The sequence below is a fragment of the Aquirufa novilacunae genome, assembly GCF_045310505.1.
In the GTDB taxonomy this organism is placed as follows: domain Bacteria; phylum Bacteroidota; class Bacteroidia; order Cytophagales; family Spirosomataceae; genus Aquirufa; species Aquirufa novilacunae.
Genome location: NZ_JBEWZG010000002.1, coordinates 147,447 through 166,277, shown reverse-complemented (window position 1 = coordinate 166,277; position 18,831 = coordinate 147,447). Strand labels below are relative to the sequence as shown.

General features: G+C 44.6%; 14 protein-coding genes. 4 read left to right on the top strand and 10 right to left on the bottom strand.

The genetic code is table 11. The annotated features are described in order from the left end of the window. Positions 1-7 precede the first annotated feature (7 nt). Positions 8-2,242, bottom strand: coding sequence for a glycoside hydrolase family 3 protein (locus tag V7S74_RS05895; RefSeq protein WP_406777848.1), 2,235 nt, complete (start codon positions 2,240-2,242; stop codon positions 8-10). Between the two features lie 45 nt (positions 2,243-2,287). Next, positions 2,288-4,144 (bottom strand): sialate O-acetylesterase, encoded by a 1,857-nt coding sequence (locus V7S74_RS05890; protein ID WP_406777847.1) that lies wholly within the window; start codon positions 4,142-4,144, stop codon positions 2,288-2,290. Positions 4,145-4,267: 123 nt separating this feature from the next. On the opposite strand from V7S74_RS05890, the gene V7S74_RS05885 reads away from it, so the two are divergent. Beyond that, a complete protein-coding gene (locus V7S74_RS05885) occupies positions 4,268-7,006 on the top strand; it encodes a DUF7133 domain-containing protein (RefSeq protein ID WP_406777846.1) in 2,739 nt (912 codons plus the stop codon). A gap of 6 nt (positions 7,007-7,012) precedes the next feature. On the opposite strand, the gene V7S74_RS05880 is transcribed toward V7S74_RS05885, so the two are convergent. The 8 genes from V7S74_RS05880 to V7S74_RS05845 all read right to left on the bottom strand — a co-directional run bounded on the left by V7S74_RS05880 (position 7,013) and on the right by V7S74_RS05845 (position 16,249). After that, complete coding sequence (locus tag V7S74_RS05880; RefSeq protein ID WP_406777845.1) at positions 7,013-10,513, bottom strand: family 78 glycoside hydrolase catalytic domain; 3,501 nt, start codon at positions 10,511-10,513, stop codon at positions 7,013-7,015. 108 nt (positions 10,514-10,621) lie between these two features. Continuing rightward, entirely contained in the window at positions 10,622-11,146 is a 525-nt protein-coding gene (locus tag V7S74_RS05875) for a hypothetical protein (protein ID WP_406777844.1), read from the bottom strand. Between the two features lie 110 nt (positions 11,147-11,256). Continuing rightward, positions 11,257-11,874 carry a DUF1835 domain-containing protein gene (locus tag V7S74_RS05870; RefSeq protein WP_406777843.1) on the bottom strand — a complete coding sequence of 206 codons (618 nt, stop codon included), beginning with the start codon at positions 11,872-11,874 and terminating at the stop codon, positions 11,257-11,259. After that, positions 11,875-12,261 (bottom strand): Dabb family protein, encoded by a 387-nt coding sequence (locus V7S74_RS05865; protein WP_406777842.1) that lies wholly within the window; start codon positions 12,259-12,261, stop codon positions 11,875-11,877. A gap of 4 nt (positions 12,262-12,265) precedes the next feature. After that, the gene (locus tag V7S74_RS05860; RefSeq protein ID WP_406777841.1) at positions 12,266-13,504 is read right to left on the bottom strand and encodes a flavin-dependent oxidoreductase; all 1,239 of its coding nucleotides are present in this window, start codon (positions 13,502-13,504) and stop codon (positions 12,266-12,268) included. Further along, positions 13,501-14,562 (bottom strand): 3-phosphoserine/phosphohydroxythreonine transaminase, encoded by a 1,062-nt coding sequence (gene serC, locus V7S74_RS05855; RefSeq protein WP_406777840.1) that lies wholly within the window; start codon positions 14,560-14,562, stop codon positions 13,501-13,503. The genes V7S74_RS05860 and serC overlap by 4 nt, the downstream gene beginning before the upstream one ends. Next, positions 14,562-15,734 carry an MFS transporter gene (locus V7S74_RS05850; RefSeq protein ID WP_406777839.1) on the bottom strand — a complete coding sequence of 391 codons (1,173 nt, stop codon included), beginning with the start codon at positions 15,732-15,734 and terminating at the stop codon, positions 14,562-14,564. Before V7S74_RS05850 ends, serC begins: the two co-directional genes overlap by 1 nt. Positions 15,735-15,739: 5 nt before the next feature. Continuing rightward, positions 15,740-16,249 (bottom strand): DUF3237 domain-containing protein, encoded by a 510-nt coding sequence (locus V7S74_RS05845; protein ID WP_406777838.1) that lies wholly within the window; start codon positions 16,247-16,249, stop codon positions 15,740-15,742. 92 nt (positions 16,250-16,341) lie between these two features. Here V7S74_RS05845 and V7S74_RS05840 point away from each other — a divergent pair, with 92 nt between their 5' ends. The 3 genes from V7S74_RS05840 to V7S74_RS05830 are packed head-to-tail and all read left to right on the top strand — an operon-like array spanning position 16,342 to position 18,823. Then, the gene (locus V7S74_RS05840; RefSeq protein WP_406777837.1) at positions 16,342-16,638 is read left to right on the top strand and encodes a Dabb family protein; all 297 of its coding nucleotides are present in this window, start codon (positions 16,342-16,344) and stop codon (positions 16,636-16,638) included. 5 nt (positions 16,639-16,643) lie between these two features. After that, positions 16,644-17,831, top strand: a complete 1,188-nt coding sequence (locus tag V7S74_RS05835; protein ID WP_406777836.1) for a parallel beta-helix domain-containing protein — start codon at positions 16,644-16,646, stop codon at positions 17,829-17,831. Then, on the top strand, positions 17,831-18,823 hold the full coding sequence (locus tag V7S74_RS05830; protein ID WP_406777835.1) for an SO2930 family diheme c-type cytochrome: 993 nt from the start codon (positions 17,831-17,833) through the stop codon (positions 18,821-18,823). Before V7S74_RS05835 ends, V7S74_RS05830 begins: the two co-directional genes overlap by 1 nt. Positions 18,824-18,831 lie beyond the last annotated feature (8 nt).

Below are 18,831 nucleotides of genomic sequence, written 5' to 3'. Positions count from 1 at the left end.
CTATCGACTATTTGAATTGCTTTGTTCTAGCGTCTTGAATGACTCCTTTCCAGTTCAAGCCATAACCAAAATCATAGCGATGACCTTCTGAATCCACATGGCATTCCATATCGAATGGCACGTCTTCTTTTTGCTTTTCTACCACACTCATGTTCGCCGGCATTTGCATCGGCAATAGGGCTTGTGGTTCCGCTTTACCTGAGATGATCTCTAAGATAGCCTGATCTTGTACGCCAAAGCTAGCTAAAATCGCATCCGCTTTTGCTTCGAATTCTGCGAAAACCATCGGGTTAGAAACGTTGATCGAAACGATGACAGGCTTGCCGTTCATCTTCGATTTTGTGTCTTCGATTAATTGGATGTCAGTTAAGTTACGGGTCTTAACCGTTTTCCCTTTGTAGCTTCTGTTGGTGAAGTTTTCCAAAGGATCTCCTCCCGCCAGACTCACCTCACGGGCATCATTGGCGGTGTAATCTCCGTATTGTAATGAGATAGGTAAGTACCCGTTTCCACCTTTGGCCACATCCTCCTTATCATAACCGATATTGCTTTTTGGATTTTCGATACACACTAATGCCACATCCGCTTTCGAAGCATCGTCTGTCACGTTAAAGTATTTCTGTACAAGTTCCATGTTGATCGGGAAATCGTTCGATGCCGGAATCGGGAATCCTAAGAAGTGACGAGTGGCAGCGATGAAACGCTTCGGAATATAAATCGTTTTCTTCTCCTTAATCGGTAGCACATTCGCCTTGTTTTTTAACAAAACAATTGAAGCTAATTGCGCCTCAAATCCAGCCTTCATGTATTCTGGTTTTCCCACAATTTGCTTCGTTTCTGCCGGACTTACATAGGGATTTTCGAACAAACCTACTTGAAAAATATTACGTAATAAACGTACCGCAGATTGCTCCATTCTAGCGCGCATCCAAGCTTCACCGTGCTCTTTCACACCCATCGCATAGGCTTCGATGATCGGTTTCATATCATTATTTCCACCAAACTGATCCGCTCCGGCCATTAATACTTTGTAATGACGTTCTGCCATGGTTAACTTTTCTACCCCCCACACTTTACCGTCAACGAATACGTCCATCGCCTTGTGATCACCGGTAACAGACCAGTCTGTACAAACCACGCCATCATATCCGTACTTTTTACGTAACAGATCTGTGACTAAGTATTTATTGTAGTTATTCGCTACGTTTTCGTTCGTTTGATTCCAAGAAATCGTGTAATAAGGCATCACTGCCGCCGCCTTTTTCGTATTCCCAGTTAACTTAAACGCGCCTTCTGTGAAGGGGATTAAGTGCTCATTAAAGTTATTTCCTGGATACACTGCAAACTTACCGTTCGCATAGTGTGCGTCACGACCAGCTTCTCCAGAGCCACCACCAGGCCAGTGTTTCACCATCGCATTGACGCTAAGTCCACCCCAATTGTCTCCTTGGAAACCGTTGCAATAGGCTTCACCCATAGCTGCTGAAAGTTTCGAGCTCTCACCAAAAGTCCCATCAAAACGCAACCATCTGGGCTCTGTTGCGATATCTACTTGCGGCGAAAGCGCTGTAGCAATACCTAAAGCGCGGTATTCTGTTGCCGCAATGCGACCGAATTTCTGAATCAGAGAAGGCTGGAAAGTAGCCGCCATTCCCAGTGATGATGGCCACATCGAAATCAAACCACCTGCAGCCGCATTAAATTCGGCACGAGCGGATGTTCCATGACGTGGATCGCTACTATTGTTAGCTGGAATACCTTTGCCCACTGACTCGCAGAATGCCTGGATTTTATTGTTCCATTTCGCCGCATCTTCCGGACTTGAAACCGTCGTCAATAAGACGTGGCGCAGATTATCCTCTTTTAAAAATTTCTTTTGTTGATCCGTTAGATCACTTGGATCCATCGTTTTAGGGTCAAAAGGTTTGCCATTATACGTCCCCGCAAAATAACCATCCGGTCTAGCTGGCACCGCTTGGTGACCCGAATACAACATCAAACCAGCAATCTCCTCTACGCTTAATTGCTTCGCTAAATCTTTCGCACGCTCATCTACCGGCTTTCTCCAATCTTCGTACACGTCCAATCGACCATTCTTGTTCAGGTCTTTAAATGAAAGTCCGTCTTTTTGAATGATTTTAGTTTGATCGAAGCCTAAAGTGGGGCCATTTTTCTGTTGAATAAACTGCTGCTGGCTGAAGGCCGCAGTGGAAATGGCTAGTAATCCTAGAATTTTTTTCATGTAAGGGATAATAATTTTTTCAAATGTAACAAATTGATACAATAGTTAAAAATCCGTTCTAAATGGGGAAGCCGGTAAACCTTCCACATTCATTAAATTTGCACCCTCTGGATTGTCTGCCCACCCATAGCGCACGTACATAGGCTCTGCCACCTCATCGCTCCAAACCACCACTGTGTTTCGTTCAATGATTGCTTTTGCCCAGACAAACTTTTTGTCTTTCCCCGCAATCACGAAATACGTCAGCTCGTCTTCATCCGTTTTGTTAATAGCAAGACCGCTTCCGGTTTCGCGGAAACGAATGCGAATCCGGTTGCCTTCGATAGCATTAGATTCATAGATGGGTCCAGAGGAAACGATGTTTTCGCCATAGGCTATTTTTCTTGCGGCAAGTGCGAGTCTTTCCCCGATCGGTTTCTTTTTCAAAGGATGAATGTCATTCCATTCGCCAAGATCTAAGGTCACGGCCATTCCGCTTCGAGGAATGTGTAAGCTCTTTAACTGACCCTCCCGCAAGACCGCCATATTACTTTCTGAAGGAAGGAAATTGCGGTCCTGAAAGCCGGGTAATTGCACGTATAAAAAGGGAAGTTCAGGTTGTTTGAATTTGGTCCGCCAGTCTTTCGCTAAGGCAGGTAAAAGCGACGCATAAACGTCCGGTTTCCACACATTCGTCTCGCCTTGGTACCACACAATTCCTTTTAAGGAGTAAGGTAAGAAAGGCGCAATCATCGCGTTGTATAAAGCTGTAGGAGTGAAATTAGAGGGTGCGGGCTTTTCTACGAGCGGCGGAAATACCTCGCCCACTTTGTATTCCCAATCTCCTTGGAGATCGATGGTTTGATCACCTACCAGCATTTCATATTTTTTGTCTGGAACAAATCCACCTTTGCCAGCGGTATTCGTCACCCTTATCACTACTAAATTTTTGCCTGCTTTTAGTAAATCCTTTTTTACCGTATATCTACGAGGCGGATATTGATAAGTCACATTTCCCACCTGCTCGCCATTCACAAAAACTTGATCTGCATCGACGATTCGACCCATAAATAGTTTAGCAGGTAATCCGGCAAGCGAAGTAGGTATCTCGATTTCACGTCTAAACCAAACCACCCCATTCAAGTCTTTCAAACCTTGATCTTCCCAAAAACCTGGGATAGCAAAGCGCTTCCAACCTTTGGGTGAATAGCTAGGACTTGCCCACTTTTCTGCTAGTCCACGGTCGGTAGATTTTTTCGCGGTAGGTGCCGGTGAAGCAGTCTTAGTTGTGTCTTTTACATAAGCTGGAAATTCTTTTAATCCTTCCTCGCTGATCCATGATTCGATGGGAGTCCCGCCCACGCTGGAGTTAATGATTCCGATGGGCACTTGGTATTTCGCATACAAATCGCGTGCGAAAAAATAAGAAACGGCACCCATTTGCAGGACGTTTTCCGGGGTAACAGGAAGCCACGAACTCGCAGGTAAATCTTGCTTAACATCTACTTTAGAAATGGCTGTGGGAATGAAGAAATTTCGAATTTGTGGGTTGTTCGCGGAAGCAATATCTGTGGGATATTTCTCCTTCACTCGCTCCATATTGATAACCATATTCGACTGACCTGAACAGAGCCACACATCCCCGAAAAGGACGTCTTTTAAACGAATCTCATTTACTTGAATTTCATAAGGACCTCCAGCAGGAGTGGCAGGAAGTGTAGTAGACCAGTTTCCGGACGCATCCGTTAACACGCGTAATTTTTTCCCTTTAAAGGTCACGGTTACTTTCTCGCCAGCGTTTGCCCAGCCCCAAATTTTGACCGGAATATCCCGCTGCAGCACCATTCCATTGCTAACCAATGTGGGAAGTTTTACATCTGAAAAAGCACTAAAGCTGAGGAGTAAAAAGAGGAATTTTTTCATAGAGGTATAGATCTTAAAACGAAGATACTCATTTTTGCGAAGGATGGCTTGACCTGATAATTCCGTGTAACCTATTGTTATTCAATGAAATTCTGTATTCCTTGTGTAAAATTCTAAACCTACATGAAAAAATTAGCCGCTTTATCTTTGGCAGGAATGCTGTCGCTGGCTCTTTTGGCCTCCTTTCATTCCTCTTCTACTCGCACTACTTTAGTTGACACGCTGAAGATTCCGGACGGAGTTGATCCAAATGATGAGAACTGGAAAGGGATTGATTTAGCGCCTAAAGATCCGGTGCAGCCTTTGACCATCGACGAACAGCTGAAGAAGTTTTTACTTCCGGTAGGCTATCAAATGCAGCCGGTTTTAGCTGAGCCACAAATTCAACAGCCTGCAGAAATTGTGTTTGACGGGAATGGGCGGATGTATGTTTTGGAACTCAGATCCTACATGTTAGATGCGGATTCCAAAAATGAGCTTGAACCGACCAGCCGTATTTCACGCTGGGAAGACAAAAATAATGACGGAGTTTACGAAACCGGAACTGCCTTCGTGGACGGATTAATCTTCCCTCGTTTCGTCTTGCCCTATGGCAAAAACAGCGTTTTGACGATGGAGTCAGATCAAGACAATATCTACAAATACACGGACACAAACGGTGATGGCAAGGCCGATAAAAAAGAGTTTTTCACGAACAAATATGGTCGTTCTGGGAACGTAGAACACCAGCAAGCTTTCTTGTTTTACGGCATGGACAACTGGCTTTATTCGACCTATAATGCATTCCGTATCCGTGAAACCCCTAATGGCATCATTCGCGAAAAAACGGGCGCAAACCGTGCCCAGTGGGGAATTACGCAAGATGACGATGGGAAATTATACTTCCAAGGTGGCGCCTCAGGTGTTCCCTCGCACTTCCAATTTCCGATTCAATATGGCAATTTTGAGGTGCCTAACGAACTTGCGCCAGGCTTCGTTATCCCTTATGGTGCGCCGGTAAAAGTATCCGATATGCAAGGTGGAATGGATGAGATTCGCCAGCCAGATGGCTCCCTAAATCGAGTGACTGGTTCTGCCGGAAATGATATTTTCCGAGGCGATCGTTTGCCGGCATCTCTTCGTGGTCAGCTCTTTTATGGAGAACCAGTGGCGCGTATTGTCCGCCAAATCAATCCGGTAAAGACAGAAGGTTTAACTACTTTACACAACGCCTACCAAGATCAAAAATCCGAGTTCATCCGCTCTACTGATCCCCTTTTCCGACCTATCGATATGGCCACGGCTCCTGACGGAACCATGTACATCGTAGATATGTATCACGGAATCATTCAGGAAGGACAGTGGACTCCAAAAGGCTCATACTTGCGAACAAAAATTGAGCAGTATAAATTAGACAAAGTGGTGGGTTTGGGACGTATTTGGCGATTAAGTCACGAGGGCTTTAAGCGTGATACGAAACAGCCACGGATGTATGATGACAAGTCCGCGACTTTAGTAACTTATTTAAACCACCCCAATGGTTGGTGGCGTGATATGGCGCAACAAGTTTTAGTGCAACGTCAAGATAAAACGGTGGTGCCAGCATTAACAGCGATGGCTTTGAAAGGAACGAATGTGAATGCTCGTATTCATGCGATTTGGACCTTAGAAGGGCTAGGTGCTTTGAAAGTTTCCACGGTTACGAAATTAGCGAGTGATGCAAATTCGCGCATTCGAATCCAAGCCCTAAAGGCTTCAGAGACTTTGTACAAAGCAGGCGAAAAAGGCTTAGCGGATGTGTACAATAAAGCCTTGAAAGATACTGATAATGAAGTGGTGATGCAGGCGATTTTCTCGCAGAAATTTTTGAAAATTCCGGAACATGAAACCGCTATCAAAACGACTTTGGCTTCGAATAAATCGGCCGGGGTGAAGTTGATTGGCGAGCAAATTATTGCGCCACCGAAGTCGCGAAACAACGCGCCATTTAACGGGCCAGAATTGAGTAAGGAGCAGAAGGGTATTTTAGAAAGAGGCGAATTAGTGTTCGCTGAATTGTGCTCTCAATGCCATGGAAATGATGGGATGGGAAAGCAGATGGGAGATGGGAAATTGTTAGCTCCGGCTTTGGCAGGATCCTTCCGCATTCAACAACATCCGGAGTATGCGGTGCGCGTTATCTTGCACGGCTTAGAAGGAGCCATTGAAGGTAAAACCTATGCAGGCGGTTTGATGCAACCTATGAAAGAGCAGTCAGATCAATGGATTTCGGACGTGGTTTCTTACATCCGAAATGGCTTATCAAATGACGCCTCTTTCGTCACACCACAGCAGGTAGCAGCGATTCGGGCGAATACAAATAAGCAGGCTGGGATGTATAAATTTGAGTCTTTATTGAAGCAAGTGCCGGTAGAATTTATACCGGACCAAAGCTGGAAATTCTATGCTACCCACACCTCATCCACTCGCGTGGGCGGGAACGCTTCACCTAAAAGCGCCTTCAATTACGAGGGCTGGTCGACAGGAAAAACGCAGGAGAAAGACATGGTATTTCAGGTGGAATTTCCATCAGAATACATGCTATCCGAATTCCATTTTACCTCTACCTCTGGTTTCAAAAAAGGGATAAGACCGAAAGCAGGGGAAGCTCCTGAATTCACCCATACTTATCCGCGAAACCTGCTAGTCGAAGCATCCACAAACGGAACAGATTGGAAGGTCGTTCAGGCAAACGTGAAGACTAATCAAGGCGATAATATCGTAGCACTTCCGCCTACCCGGACTAAGTTTTTGCGCTTGAAATTAGCGGACGGAGTCACGGCAGCCGCGGACGACATTACCCCTTGGTCGATGCGGAGTATGAAGATTTATGGATTGCGTTAGGCTAAACTACTCCAGGACCACTTCATACAGGCCAGCGCTGAGTTCGATTTCGATTCGATCCGTGCTGGTTTTTGTTTTAACACCCGCCAAGCCTTTCACTATTTTTTGACCTAAAAGTTTTACCTGTGCTGAGGTATTCGCAGGAATTAAGAATCGGTACGTTGTCTGATTTCCGTTCTTTCTCCATTCACTTTTGATGGTGCCGTACATCGTTTCTACATGACCTTTTGCAAAGGTAATTTTGCCCGTCGGATCCGGCGTAGGCTGTAAGATGAAATGCTGGTAACCTGGGGATGCTTCATCGCGTTGTATACCTAGCGAGTGTGTGTACATCCAGGCCGCCACAGCTCCGAAAGAATAATGGTTAAACGAGTTCATACTATTGTTCCCTCCGAACCCGTTTTCAATCGTGTAGGAATTTAACCTTTCCCAAATACTAGTCGCCCCATTTGCTACTGAATACAACCAAGAAGGATAGGTTTTATTCGTCAATAATCCATAGGCGATGTCATGTTTTCCGTTCGCTGAAAGCGCCTCGGAAATGGATGCGGTACCGATGAATCCGGTCATTAACGAATAAGGAGGACGAGCTACTCCTTGATCATCTGTATTCGAACGAGTGACCGCAGAGACTAAATGGGCTAAAGCACGAGGGGCATTAGTTGCGTTGAATGTTCCTAAGGCCAAAGGAATCGCATAAGACGCCTGCGTATCCATGAGCTGTCCTTTGTCGGTTGATTCGGTGCTGACACGGTCATTTGGCGCTCCCATGAACCCTGTCTTAACTCCAGATTTAATAGTTTTGAAGTTGGTCTTGTCTACATAAATTTCGTTGAAGGCGATTTTTTTAGCTTCGCTTTGGGCTAAATAATTATCAGCCTCTGCCGTAAAACCTAGCACGCGTGCGACCTTCGAAACGATAGCTAAATCAGCCGCTTGGTAGGCCATCCAAAACAAGGTATTGTCATTTTTATTTCCCTCCGGACTGAGCCAGTCCCCTAATGGGCCCTCGTTCAGAATACCGTCTTTTACTTTCGAATCCAAGAATGTCATGTAGCGTTTCATGGCATCATAATGTTCTGCCAGCATCGCCTTATCGCCGTATTGCAAATACGTTTCCCATGGGATCACAATGCCTGCGCTTCCCCACAAAGTTCCGCCAAAACCACCGCCCATCGGAGCCACGTCCGTGAAACGGCCATCCGCTCGTTGCACATCGCGCATGCCTAACAAGTGGCGGCGCATGAAGTTGTTTACCGGAGCCATCATGGTCGCAGTTTTCGAGAAAACGTTGATGTCGCCGCTCCATCCCATACGCTCATTTCTAGCAGGGGTATCGGTCGGAATCGATAAGAAATTCGAGCGCATCGACCAGGTAATGTTCGACCAAAGTTTGTTCACCATCGGGTCCGAAGTCTCATAAGAAGAGCTGATATTTTTCACGGATGAAAGTACGATTCCAGCTACTTGAGCTAATGCCGGAGCTTGGTCTACACCGGTAATTTCGAGATATCGATAACCGTGGAAGGTGAAGCGAGGTTGAATATATTCGTCGCCTCCTTGCAGGATGTGGATGTCTTGAGCAAGTGCTGCTCGGATATTTTCGAGCATGACCATTCCTTTTTGGCCAGCGTATTCGGCTAAATCAGGGTATAAAACTTCGGCAAAACGCATCGTGATGACTTGTCCCGGCTTTCCATTTTTGATAAAAATCTTAGGAAATCCGACCATGTTTTGGCCCATATCATACACATAAACTCCTTTTCTAGGCTCCGCTATTGATTTTGCTTGTAATACCTGCTGAACGCTTACGCGATCATCCAGGTGATTAACGAGTTTCATGCCCTTATAATCCAAGGCAAAGCTCGTTCCAGCCAAGTCGATTTTTGCAGCTGGGGCCCAATTTTTATCATTGAAATTTGTCGTAGCCCAACCTTCGATAGCCGCTTTTTTTCGCGCATCGAAAACCTCTCCTTGGAAGAAACTTCCCACACGAATGGGACCATCTGTGAAGGTTTTCCAGTTACCAGGATTCGTCTGAATGACTTGTTCCGTTCCGTCCGTGTAACGAATTTCGAGCGTAGCTAAGAGCGATTGACGATCGCCAAAATAGTTCCAATTGTCCCCGCTAAACGTAATATTTCCACTCCACCAGCCCTCGCTCAACCAAGCTCCCCAGGCGTTCACGCCTTTATTCAATAGCGAAGTCACGTCAAAAACCTGGTAGGTATGTGTCTTATTGTACTGCGTTAATCCTGGGTTAAAAAACTCATCCCCCACGCGTTTCCCATTCAAATACAATTCATAAATTCCTCTCGCCGTCGCATACATGCGCGCACTTTTAATCGTTTTTCCTTCTGTTGATGCGAATTTAGTACGCAACATCGGTGCGGCGTGGCGACTTGGATTAGCTACGCTAAATTTCCCGGAAACGGTGAAGGCTTTACCATCGTAGCCTAGCTCTTTCCACAAACCAGGATTCTCTGATGCTTGAAATAAGGGATTACTCGGCAGTCTAAAATTGCGGATAATTACCTCTGAAAAACGGGCCGATTCTCCTTCGGGAGTCGCAAATCCAATATCCGAAAGCATCGGAAAACTGATGAAATTATTCCCAGCACCGATCGGGTTAAGATTCACGCCGGAGGGCGCAAAAATATTCGCGTTTTTATCGGTAGGATTAATCTTGTGTTCCTTGTCCACCGCGTCGATATAGAAATCAAACACGCCGAAATTACACTCCGCATACACGGTATGTTTTTCGGATTTATTCGATTGGTTAATGATGTTAACGGGGATTTTAAAGCTTTTAAATGCCTGATCTGCGCGGTCTTTTTTATCGTATCCTACGCGGTAAATTTGCAAATAGGCTTGTCCTGAATCTGATTTAGCTAGCTCGGATATATCTAATTCTAGTTTGACATAGGATTGATTCTGAGCGCTTGCCACCTCCTGAATATTCAGATTTCGGTTTTGTAAACGGGGATCATTTGCCCCAAAAATAAAGCTAGCCTTCGTCCCCTTATCGATCTGAACACCGTATTGAAATTTGTAAACAGACAAGTAATGACTGTAAAAATTCAGGTCATTGGATCCGATCCAGTCTGCCCCTTTCCAGGCATCGATTGAAGGGTTCATTAGTCCTGTTTCGAAATTTGCCTTTTGTGATGTTTTCACATTTTTCCCATTCCAAACCTCCAGTGTCCAGCGATAAGCCGTCTTAGCTTTCAGTGCTTCGCCCGAATACGTAATTCCTAAAGAAATGGAGGTGTTTTGTTTTTTTGAATCCCAAACTGTCCGCCCCGTTTCGTCTTGCACCACAATGCGATAGGCACTTTGTTTTTCTCCGCGAACAGGGGATTCCATTTGCCATGAAAAACGCGGATGAGCCTCATCTAAACCAAGTGGAGCAGTCTGGTATTCTACCTGTAGTTTGTTGATTTTTACTTGTGCTTGTGCGATAAATGAGAACGCAATCAGTAGTCCTGCGAGGATTCGTTTTTTCATGTTTCAATAGGTTTGCAACTAAAGTACAAAAAGAAAACGAAGTGGGTGTCCTAGGGGGAGATAGGACAGAAAAAAATGCAGCGCCCGCAGGGCGCTGCATTAACTCAATTACTTAGAGATTTCAACAAAAGCACTTCTGTCATAGTGTAACCACTCTTCTACTTGCTTACCATCTCTGATCGCATCTACTGCGAAAACGACCATTTCCGATTTCTTTTCTCCCCTTGTAAAAATGAATTTACACTTACTCATCACATAGTTTGTGTAACCCTTTTTCTTGGAAGGCTTATCAAATTGATTTTCCCAAACTGGCCCCATTTCAATTTTTAATTTAATGCCTTTTTCTGCCATTATTTTAAACATTTGCATGTTCTCATTGATTCCCATCGAATCTAGGTTATCATGGAAAACGACATCTGGAGAATAAGTTGAACGGTAGGTAGCTGAGTCACCCGCTTCGATCGCCGTTATCGCTTTCATAACTAAGCCTACGTTAGCAGATGTATCGATTACAACTCCAGCTAAAACTACGGATGGGTCAGTTGAAGTGGTTGCTGCTGCTGCACCGTCTTCCTTTTTAGTACAAGCGAAAATGCTTCCCGCAAGGACGAATAATAGAACAATTTTTTTCATTTCTTTGGTTATTTAAAAGAGTTAAAATATGACCAAAGAACGTACAATTAATCTCTATTAACTGTAATTGAAACACGCATATGTTCCCTTTTCGGATTTGGGAACAAATTTTAGGAAAGAATGCGGGTAATTTGCCCTTCCGTTAAGCCCCAGCGAGCCTCGATTTTCGTTGCTTTTTCAAGTTGAGGATAGTCCTGTAGGTGTTTCTGAAGGAAAGGGACTAAGCGATGATGTAGTCCAGAACCCTTTTTGCCTAGTCGCTTCCAAACGTGTCTAAAAGCTTGAATATCCTTTCTAGAAAGCGGTGTCTTTTGTGAGAATGCCTGCATCAAATCATCTTTTGTATGCAGATCAAATCCGCGCCAAATTCGGAATTTTCTTTTACGGAGTGGGCGAACTACATACAATTGGAGCGTTTTATCCGCTTGTAATAATTCAATGATGAACAATAAATGTACGAAGCAATAAAGGTCAAAATCGAACCACAGATATACCTCAGAATGCTTCGGAATGTGGTGCATTTTTTTGAATTCTGACACCGTTTTTTGCTGGTATTCTGATGCAGGAATACCGTATGTTTTTTCTAAATAGTCAGCGCGCAATTGAAAAAAACGCTCTTCTGAATCAGCCTTTAATGGGCCTTCCACCAGCATTTCTCGAACGACGAGCGCATTTTCTGCTTGCAAGACATACTGCAAACAATCCCCATTTAGAATGTGTACTTTCACCTAGGCATCAATTGAATCGTACACGATTACCTTCTTCCACAAGTGCGCATAATTCTTTACGAAATCGACGTGGATAGGGTGATCTTGGTAGACTTTTTGGCCAGCCTCATCATCGAAAAACATCAATTCAGAAACGTCCCAACTCGTGTCGACTACGTCACGTTTTTCAGTCGAAGCCAAAGTTCCGATGTGGATTTCTTTAATTGTCGGAATTCCTTTTAAGGCTTTCAGTCCTTTGATTAATTGCTGCTTGTCTTCTTCTGAAGCCGGATTATTTAACCAAAAAAACACGTGGTGCAATAATGGTTTTTTAGCGGCTGCGGCTGCACTAACAGTTCCTGTGCTTGCTAACAAGCCAGCTGAGGCAATAAAATGACGTCTTTTCATAGTTTTACGATTTAGCGTTCAGGCTTTGGATATCAAAACCTGCCACTTGTTTATATTGATTCATAATTTGTTGTAGTTCCTCGTGTGGAATTTCTTCCTCGCTAAACCCAGCTGGGAAGCGTTCCTCCATTAAGTCCATGATAAAGTCGGGACCTTTTTGGCGGTTTTGTAATACCACTTTTGCGGTCGCAGGAACACGTTCCGCATCGTAATTTTGCAGTGCTTTCATGACATCTTTTTCAGCCAGTAAAGCTAATGCTAACGCGTCTGCATCTAATATCGCTTGTGATGCGCCATTGGATCCGATTGGATACATCGGATGTGCTGCATCTCCTAAAAGCGTGACGCGAGAGAAGGACCATTTGTCTAGCGGATTGCGATCTGACATGGGGAATTCAAAGATCCCTCCGTCTGTTTTCTCAATCATCTCGGGCACATTAATCCAGTCGAATTTCCAGTCCTTGTAGAGTGCTAATAAGGGCTCTTTTTCGACTTTTCGATTCCAATCTCGCACCGTGATTTTGGCGCCTTCTGGCTCACGAACGTTCGCCACCCAATTGATGACTTGGTTCCCTTCTGCATCGGGCTCGCCTATCGGATAGATGACCATTTTCTGTTTCATGGAACCGATCATGGCCATCGAAGAACCCGTTTTATAAGGTTTCATTAGCGCAGTTCCGCGGTATAAAATGTTGCCTGAAAAGACGACGCTGCCTTCGTTTGGATACAAGGTTTGACGCAAAACGGAGTTGATTCCATCCGCACCTATCAAAATATCGCCTTCTTCTTTTGCGATGATTTCTCCCGTTTCTTTGTTGATAAAAGTGGCTGTGATTTTGTCCCCTTTTTCTTCAAATGACTGTAAGTGACAATTCGTTTTCAGGTTTTCTGTGCCTATCGTTTTGAGGGTTTCTTCCCAAAGCATCACTTGAAACTTCCCTCTGTGAATCGAGAATTGTGGCCAGCGATATCCAGCAAATTTACCCCGAGGCTCAGACCAAAAAAATTGCCCAAAACGATTCGCATAAACCAGCTCTTTCGTCTCCACAGCGATGGCGGCAACTTTATCTAATAGACCGATATTTGTTAAAACGCGCACCGCATGAGGCAATAAATTAATCCCTACACCCAGTGGTTTTACTTCTTCCACCGACTCAAAAACCTTCACCTCAAAACCAGCTTGATGCAAGCGCATCGCCGTCACTAATCCCCCAATTCCACCTCCAGCAATCAATATTTTCATAGCGGCAAATTTTGTAATAATTCAACTAAATGTGCCACGCTTTCCACTGACTGGCCATTGTAAATGGAGGCTCTAAACCCTCCTTTGGTAGGAAATCCTTTAATTCCTACGATATCGTTTTGCTCTAAAAAGCGCAGGATTTGCTGATCCATTTCGAGCGATTGACTTTTAAAGCAAGCGTTCATTACGGAGCGATCTTCGGTCACCACGATTCCTTGTAAAAGCGGATTGCGATCAATTTCGCTATAAATTAGCGAAGACTTCACCTGACTTAGTCGTTGCATTTCTGCCAGACCCCCTTGCTTATCGATATAGCGCAACATTAATAGCGCCACATAGACGGGGTAAGTTGGAATCGTGTGATACAATGAGTTCTCTGCAATGTGCGTGTGGTAATCAAAAATCTTTGGAATCTTCCGACTGCTTTTATCGGGCAGTACGTTTTTATTTACCAAAACACAGGTAATTCCCGCTATCCCAAAGTTCTTTTGGGCAGATGCAAAAATTACCCCAAACTTCTCCATCGGCAAAGGCCTAGAAAGAAAATCGGATGTCATGTCTGCCACTAAGGGAACATCCACTTCAGGGAATTGATGGTACTGAGTTCCGTCGATGGTTTCGTTTGAAACTACGTGTAAATAACGCGCACCTTGGACATCTGTAATCTTCGGAATTCGATCGTGATTTGTGTCTTTAGAGGAAGCTAAATAAAAAGCATTTGCTTCGTTTGATGCCGCTTCGATGGCGCGATCTGCCCAAAAGCCTGTGTCCACAAAAGCGATCTCATCTGATGGTTCTGTTAAGTTCATCGGCGCCACGGTTAGCTGACTTGAAGCACCACCTGGTAGCCAAAGCACCGCCCAGTCATCCGATAGGCCGTATAGTTTTTTAACGAGGGCGTTTGCCTCGTCTAATAAATCCGTGAAAATAGGGGAACGATGGCTAATTTCAGCAATTGAAACGCCCATTCCATGGTAATCAACTAAACCTGCAGCGGCCTCTTGGATGACTTCAAAAGGTAAGGTAGCAGGTCCGGGAAAGAAATTGTGTTTGCGCATTAGGATATGGTTTTGGCGCTAATTTTTAAAGTAATAAGTCCAGCGATAAAGGAAGGAAGAGCAAAGAAGATAAAACTTTGTGCCATCCCAAAACCTAAGCCCACTAATAATCCACCCAAAACAGGCCCAATAATTCCGCCTAAACGTCCCATACCAATGGCCCAACCTACACCGGTAGAACGGAAAGCTGTTGGATACATGCGAGCTGCTACGGCATACAATCCGACGAAGCTTCCTTGCACCCCGAACCCGAGGAAAAACAAGACAACTAGGATTAAATTGGACCCAGAAAATAGACCAAAAATTCCTAATAAAACGGCAGTTATCAAAAGCAAGGTTCCGATTGATTTTTTCAATCCAAAACGACTCGAAAAATAGCCCTGAACCGGAATGCCGACGATGGCACCTAGATTAAAAATCGTCCCTGAATAAATGGCTAATTCCATCGATAGGCCTGCATTAGTGGCTAGTTTTGGAATCCAGTTCATCAAAAAATAAAGCGTGGTAAATGACAAAAATAAAGCACCCCAAAGCTGCCAAGTGCTCCACTTATATTCAGCCGTAAAAAGGGCACTGAGCTTCGCATCTTCTGGCTTTGCTTTGGCCTTAAATTCATCCGACTCTTTCAATAAAAATAATAAGATAGGCACGACTAAAAACGTCGCAATTCCAGCTAGTTGAAACAGGTGCTCCCAACCACTTTCTGCGATAATTTTAGCCGATGAAATTCCCGTTAAAACAGCACCCACCGGATAGCCCGCCACCACCGTACTCACCCAAAAATCCCGTGTCGAAACAGGCGCATATTCCGCGGTAATCGCCGCTGTACTCGCCATCATCGTTCCGATACCAAGTCCACTAATAAATCGGTAGATCATTAACACATTAATGTCGGTCGCAAAAGAGGTCAAATAAATACAAGACCCCATAATCAGCGCGGCTAAAATCATCAATGGCTTACGCCCAAAACGATCCGCCAAAGGCGCTAAAAAGATCGCTCCCACCGTCATTCCGACCAAGCCAGAACTAAAAACAATTCCCAAGTTCGCCGGGGAAATACTCCAAGCCTTCGCAATCGCCGGAGCGGTATAGGAAATAATGAGTACATCCATGCCATCCAGCATATTGCACAGAAAACAGATCAGAATAATCAGGACTTGTATTGCTCTCATAAGAATTACATGACTTTCCAAACACGAATTAACACGTAATCCGGTAAGCGTTCTCCCGTGCACACAAATAGGCTATTATTTACCCAATCGTATTTGCCTTTAGGCGCCTCGAATTTAGGCGTTGCACGGAAATAATATTCGTTCGCATTTACTTTTTCACCCTTCGCTATTCTCGCTGCAATTTCGGGTGTAGCCGCACGAATTCCCGTATTTTTCACATATATCAAGGTCCCGTCATCCGTTCTAAATTGGTAATGCGCCTCTAACTCGGTCACCCCATCGGTACGCAACACTTGCCAATCGGCTCCTCCATTCAACACTTCGCCTTTAATTTTAGGGCCCTCTACAGTACCACCTATGATGGGAATAATGCGGCGCGTTCCGTGTGGTGTTTCACCCACAATGAGTGCAGGATCAAGCTTCACTTTTAAGTCGCAGAAATACTCGAGTGCAGGCGCGGTTTGGGCCTGGGATATGGAAATGCTCATAAGGATTAGGAGGAGAATTTTTTTCATAGGTTTAGATTTTGCCTCAATTTACTAGATAAAGGCTCTTTTTGCTAAATTATACCTTGAATTCTGTATTTTAGTCGCCTAAACCTATACGAATGAGCATCAGACACGCAGGCATTTTTAATTTCAAACCCACGGTTTCAGAATCGCAAAAACACGAATTCTTCGTTGCCTTAAAGGCTTTAGAAGACATAAACGGGGTAGAAAAAATGGAAGTTTCTCGCCAAACCAGCACAAAAAACAAGTTCAAATACGGCTTCTCCATGGAGTTTGCTTCGAACGAAATTTACCAGGCCTATTCGATTCATCCTCAGCATGATGCCTTCGTGAAAGACTTTTTTATACCTTTAGTGGAGGATTTTATGGAGATCGATACCGAACAATTAATGTAAACCGGATGAAATACCTTTTATTTTTACTCTGCTTCACCGCCTTAGGCCAAGCGGACTTCGAAAAAAACCTACAGAAACGTCTGATTTTAGCCGAGGATGGCTCTACAATTGAGATCGAGGCGGGACGTTTTCAGCTGACGAAAAGCTTGTCTTTGGAAGGTAAAAAGAACATTACCTTACGGGGGAAAGGGATCGATCAAACCATCCTTAGTTTCAAAGGTCAAACCCAGGGAGCCGAGGGGATTAAAGTTTCAAACTGCGAAAACATCGTCATCGAAAACATGACGACGGAGGATTCGAAAGGGGATTTGATCAAAACGATGAATGTGAAAGGCATTACGTTTCGAAAAATAAAAGCCGCTTGGACGGGAAAACCGAAGGCGACGAATGGCTCTTACGCGCTCTATCCTGTTTTATGCGAGCATGTGTTGATTGATTCTTGCATCGCCATCGGGGCATCGGATGCAGGTATTTACGTGGGGCAATCGAAACATATTATCGTTCGCAATTCAGAAGCTTACCAAAACGTCGCCGGCATCGAGATCGAAAATTCCCTGTATGCAGATGTGTACAATAACAAGGCGATCGGAAATACGGGCGGAATTTTGGTGTTTGACTTGCCTGATTTAGTTCAAAAAAAGGGCGGTCACGTTCGCGTCCATCACAACTTAGTGAAAGAAAATAATCTAGCGAATTTCGCACCGAAAGGAAACATCGTAGGCAACGTGCCGAAGGGAACGGGGATGATGGTGTTAGCAACGAGTAATGTCGAGTTTTTCGAAAACCAAATCATCAATCACGCGACGATTGGTGTCGCGATTATCTCTTACTACATGACCGAAAATGCGATTAAGGACAAGGAATACGATCCTTATCCGACGGCCGTTTCGATCCACCACAATACCTTTGAACGTATGCCGAGACGCGCGCCGATGGATAGCCGTTTTGGTAAAATGTACCGCTTCGTTTTACGCTTCGGACGCCAAGTTCCAGCGGTGGTTTATGATGGTATTTTGAATCCAGCAAAGGTCGGAACCGACGGAAAATACCCCTTACATTATTCGATTTGTGTGAAAGATAATGTCAACCAAAGTACGGCTTTCCTCGATGCAGAAAATAATTTCAAAGGTTTGAAGCAAGGCAAAGATCTCTTCGACTGTGATTTAGAAAACGTTAAATCGGTGAAATTCTAATGCGGATATTCTGCCTATTATTTTTAGCTTTTTTTGGCCTGGTTTCGGCGGAGTCAAATTACAGAGAAAACCTCTCTGATTATGGCTTTTTCAAAGGTCTTTTGAAGGACCAAATCCCCGTCGATGGCGTCATGCCCTATGCGTTGAATTCCCCCCTTTTCTCTGATTATGCGTCTAAATTGCGCTTCATAAAACTACCGGAAGGTCAATCTGCTAATTACAATCCCGATTCAGTTCTGCAATTTCCCGTGGGCACGGCCATCGTTAAAACTTTTTATTATCCTATCGATGAACGTAACCCGAAAAAGGGCCGTCGTTTGATGGAGACTCGGGTTTTATTACATGAGTCCAAAGGCTGGGTGGCCCTACCCTACATTTGGAACAAAGAACAAACTGAGGCCGTACTCGAAGTGGCCGGCGGAAGTGATGAAGTGGCCTGGATAGATGGCTCCGGTAAAAAGCAATCCTTTGTGTACCAAGTCCCTAATATGAACCAGTGCAAAGGTTGCCACGAGCGCTCCGGCGAAATGACTCCCATTGGTCCGTCCGTTAGACAATTAAACGATGGACATCAATTACAAAAATGGGAAACAGCGGGGCTATTAAAGGGCTTGCCCAAAGACCACATTCCCGCCCTCGTCAATTATTCGGACGCATCTGCATCACTCGATGATCGTGTGAAAGCCTACCTCGATATCAACTGTGCGCACTGCCATAATGCGACGGGTCCGGCCAGATCTTCTGGCCTTTATTTGGATTGGAATTCGAAAGATCGGACGGCCTACGGGTTCTTAAAACCCCCAGTGGCAGCGGGCCGAGGTTCCGGAAATCTGAGTTATGACATCGTTCCAGGCAAGCCTGATCAAAGTATTTTACCCTATCGAATGGCCTCCCGCGACCCAGGCGTGATGATGCCGGAGTTAGGAAGACAACTCACTCATCACGAGGGAGTTGAACTAGTCCGGAATTGGATTTCATCTTTGCCGCACTAAGCAGATTT